The sequence below is a fragment of the Fodinibius sp. genome (genome assembly GCF_041642155.1).
In the GTDB taxonomy this organism is placed as follows: Bacteria; Bacteroidota; Rhodothermia; order Balneolales; family Balneolaceae; genus Fodinibius.
Genome location: NZ_JBEPWZ010000259.1, coordinates 1 through 4,289 on the forward strand (window position 1 = coordinate 1; position 4,289 = coordinate 4,289).

Here is a 4,289-nt window from a genome sequence, read left to right on the forward strand (position 1 = left end):
CGGACTCCTGACCATTTATTTGATCAGCGTCATGGGAAGGGTGCGTACGCTTTCGTTTGTCTTGAGACGGGCAAAATAGATACCGCTGCTTAATCCGTCGCCATCGAAGGCAACAAAATGCGACCTTGCTTCCATTTCTTCATTGCGAAGAACCTGAACCTTGCGTCCCAGTACATCATAGATGGTGAGGGTGACATGAGTGGTTCTCGCCAGGTCAAAGCGAATTTGTGTCTTCGAACGGAAAGGATTGGGATAGTTCTGGAAGAGTTTCGTCTCGGCCGGCTCCCTGTCCGACACCGCCCGCCCGGCGGGGGAGACGTCAAACGGTTTCTGAGCCCGGGCAGTGGCTGCCTGGTCGCCCAACACCTCCGGATCGGCTCCGAACGCATAAGCAAAGCCGACAACGATTTCCGCCCCCGGCCCCAGGGTATACGGCCCCGATGCGACGACCCCTGAAACATCGCTTTGTTTCCGGTCGGTTCTTATCTTTCGGGCTTTCAGTGCTGCCCTTTTTTCGGCGTCCGTAAAGCCGTCGTAGAGACCGAAGCTCAGGCTGTCGCCCGCCCCTTCTGTGGTATTGTCAATGGCGAGGATACCCGATATGGGTCCCATCGTGGCCACCGCGGCGAAGGGTTCGCTGCTGTTTTCGGTGCCCTCCGAGAAGTACAACAGGCTGTCGGCAGGTATAAAGGAGGCGTTGTTATCAGCGGCGTTCCCGATATCCCAGTCGTTGAAAAGTCCCACATACACATTGGCAAGCTCCCGGAAAGAGGAGTTGTTGCGAAGCGTATATTCAAGCATCACGGTATTATTCAGCCGGGGATGATCATAAGCATAGGTTTGCAGGCGGATGGTCGCATCGTGGGTCGTATCCGAGTCGATGCGGAAGGTGGCATGTCCGTCGAGATCGGAAACCGATTCGGCCCGGGTGGTCGTAAAAAGTTCCAGCGGGGTAAAGTCGCGGGATACCTGACCGGTTTCACTTCGAACCGCATCATACAATGTGCCGTCAATCTCGACCATCAGTCCCCCTTCGAAAAGCAGGTTGTTGCCTTCGGCGTACCCGCCGGACGCTGGTGTGCGGGGCACAAAGCCTACTCCGCCCGCGCCCAGGAGCGGCTTTGTAAAACCGATGGTACCGTCGGCGCCGAAAGAGGTTTTAACGCGGTTTGCGGCCACAACATCGTACAGAAATTCTTCGTACCGCACGATTCCGAAGTCGCCGTAGCTTCCGTTCGGATCACGGAAGTTCAGGCGTATTGCAGGTGTTGCCCCGGGATCAAAATCATCGCCGATGGTCAGCTCAAATGTGACTTCCGCAGAATCGCCGGTGGCAAGGGGCGGGAGCCGGGTGTTACTGGCTGACAGCTCAATCCCTCTCTCCTGTACCACTTCGGGCTGGAGGTCCATGCCGGAAACCGGCTTTCCCACATTGACTATGTCGGCGTAAACGGTCCCGGGCTGGTTGAGCTGCAGTTTTTGTCCCTCACTGTTTTCAAATCGGGCAGAAGTGATCTTAAGTCCCGGCTGATCGGTATTCAGGGCATCGAAGGCATCGATCTTCCCGCTTCCCAGCTTGTGGGCAAAGCCGCTTCCGTTGGCGTTCTCAACAGAAACAGCCGAAGTGCGAATTTGCTGTCCGATGCGTTCGGCGGACCACCCCGGGTGGATTGATCTCAGGAGGGCCGCCAGTCCGCTCACGACCGGCGCAGCCATAGAAGTGCCGCTCTTGCTCGTAAACGATTCGCCATAGCTGGTGCTCAGGATGCCTGAGCCCGTGGCCAGCACATCCAGCTCGTACCCATAGTTCGAGTACCCGGATACCATATCGGAAGTCTCCACCGAGCCCACCCCTAAAACCTTGTCATAGCCGGCGGGATAACTTACCCTGTCCACGCCGTCATTGCCCGAGGAGGAGACGACCAGCGCGCCCCGCCGGGTTACGTAGTTAATGATATCCTGTTCGGCATTGGAGAAGCCGTCGCCGCCCCAGCTGCAGTTGATAATGTCGGCTCCCTGTTCTGCGGCATACAGGATGCCTTCAAAGCCGTATCCCACGGAGGTCGGGTCTTCGGGAGTGCCCCCCGCTTTCACCGGCATGTAGGTGCTGTTATAACCGGCCCCGGCAATACCCGAACGGTTGTTCGTCTCTGCTGCAGCTATGCCGGCCACATGGGTGCCATGGTCCGTGCCCTCATGCATGGGATTATTGTCGCCGGTAACCTGGCCGATAGCACCGGAATTCCAGAAGTCCCAGCCGAAAAGATCGTCGGTGTAGCTGTTGCCGTCTCCGTCTGCCCCATCCATAAAGGGAGCGTCGGGATGAAGGGCGTCGTCCAGCTGAATTTCCCCGTCACCGTTATAGTCTTCCCCGTTGTCCCGCAGAAACTGCCTGATCTCCGTAGCGGTCACGCTGCCATCGGAATCCTGGTCCACCGCGGGGCGGAGGGCGGCCGGCACTTCCTCCTGGTTGATCCACAGCTTGTCGTCGAGGTCCGGATGGGTGTAATTCACCCCGCCGTCAACAATGGCGATGACGACTTCCGGTTTGCCGGTGGAAAGGTCCCAGGCTTCGACAAACCGGTGGAAATCAATGAATTTTTCGAGGGTGGAATCGTTGGGTGTGATGTGCATCCGGCGTATGTATTTGGGTTCTGCGTAGGCGACGCCGGGCATCCGCTCGATCTTGGCTGAAAGGTGAAGAGGGTCGATACGGTGGCTGAAGGTTACCTCATGGATACGTAACAGGTCATCTGTCCCGGGCCTGTTTCCCTGCCGCAGCTTTTGTTGCTGGCGGGCCTTTATAAGCGGCTGTATCGTACGTGCGCCCGAAAGCCGAAGAAACTGCTCAACAGCTGCGCGCGGATCGCTTGTAAGCTTGCCCTTAAGCTGCCGGAGCCGCTGGTCTGACTCGTACTTGACAAGCAGTCGATCGGGAGCATACTGTTGTTGCCCCTGGCCCATGGCCGCCAGGGGAAGGAGAAGCGACAAAAGCAGTATCGTCCGTGATGATATTGTTGGAATCATATGGAAGTATGGTAGAAAAACGCACTTCAAATGTAAACAAATGATTCCATATCTTCTATCGCCGCATCTGTCCGGCGAAGTCGATGGCAGTGGCGGGATGGCCCGATCACAGCCTTTGGCATCCCATACAGCGGCCTGATCCCTTTGCGGAACACAAATTCTAACGCTTCTTCAGGAAAAGAGTTTGTCAAGTTCTCTATCAGCCTTACTTTATGGCTTAAATTCTTTTGCAAGATCCCTATTTTCTGTGCGTTGCAATGGCCAGGACCGTGAACCATTAAAATTAACCGTGTATTTCGATATTAATAATATTGTATGATGAAAAATAGTATAGACAAATTCCCCGCAAACCCATTAGGAACGGCTATTCTCGTGATAAGTATTTTTTTGATTTCGGCGACCGTCCTTCGTGGACAGTCGCCCGGCGACAATGCGACCATACAGCCGCTGCGGTCGGATGTGGGAATTAACGGGCTGACGGTCAATTTGCACTCACTGGGCGATTATTCTTATCTCGGCAACGATACGTTGCAAACCGATGGCAGCTCCGAGCTTGAATTCGTATTTCGCAATGTGCGGATGATGTCGCCCCGGGTCGGCGTGGGATTTCAGGTGCTGGGGAGCTTTTTTGTGGATAATTCCGGGGATGAATCCAGTTTTGGGATCGGGAGCTGGGGCATAGGTCCCATGTTGCGGGCGTACCCCTTTAAGACCAATCGTTTTCAACCCTACGTGCAGGGTAAAGCCCTGTTCGGCAACAATATGGCTGTAGGAGAGCTGGCAAACACCCGCACCGGAGGGGAAGGGTTCCGGGTCCGCCTGGGATTGCGGGGCGGTGCGGCCTATCGCATCAGCAATGCGTTTGGTTTTTTTGTTGAAGTGGGGCCCGACTGGGAAAGCGGCCGGCTTTTCAGAGCGGACGCCCGAACCATGCAGGTGAACATAGGAATTGATTTATACCGCTTTAATTAATACAGCGCTGAAATATCTGCCCACCGGGCGACGGTATCTGAAGATGGATCAACTCGAAAAATTTTAAGTAAAACAAAATTTTTCTTCGGATGATCCTCCAAAGAGGATACATCAACCAGCTATGGCTGAATAACTTTTACAGAAAAAAACTTGCACAAGCTTGCCGATTTGAGTTTACGTTTTGCAAGGTCCTCTGTATGCTCTGGCGAATGGCAGTAATCTTCTTGTTGTTAAAAATATCAGCCGATGGCGGACAGGCCAACCACCTTGCAGAGCCTAAACGCTACGCC

General features: G+C 54.8%; 3 protein-coding genes. 2 read left to right on the forward strand and 1 reads right to left on the reverse strand.

What is annotated here, in order from left to right:
- Positions 1–15 precede the first annotated feature (15 nt).
- Positions 16–3,027 (reverse strand): S8 family serine peptidase, encoded by a 3,012-nt coding sequence (locus ACESLU_RS12220; RefSeq protein ID WP_372638926.1) that lies wholly within the window; start codon positions 3,025–3,027, stop codon positions 16–18.
- Between the two features lie 372 nt (positions 3,028–3,399).
- Between ACESLU_RS12220 and ACESLU_RS12225 the strand changes: the two genes are divergently transcribed.
- Positions 3,400–3,999 (forward strand): hypothetical protein, encoded by a 600-nt coding sequence (locus ACESLU_RS12225; protein WP_372638927.1) that lies wholly within the window; start codon positions 3,400–3,402, stop codon positions 3,997–3,999.
- Between the two features lie 89 nt (positions 4,000–4,088).
- On the forward strand, positions 4,089–4,289 hold a 201-nt coding region (locus tag ACESLU_RS12230), incomplete at its 3' end, for a hypothetical protein (RefSeq protein ID WP_372638928.1).

Bases quoted from the DNA above. Each gene is read 5' to 3' on its own strand.
- ACESLU_RS12220 (WP_372638926.1), bottom strand. From the start codon at position 3,027: ATGATTCCAACAATATCATCACGGACGATACTGCTTTTGTCGCTTCTC.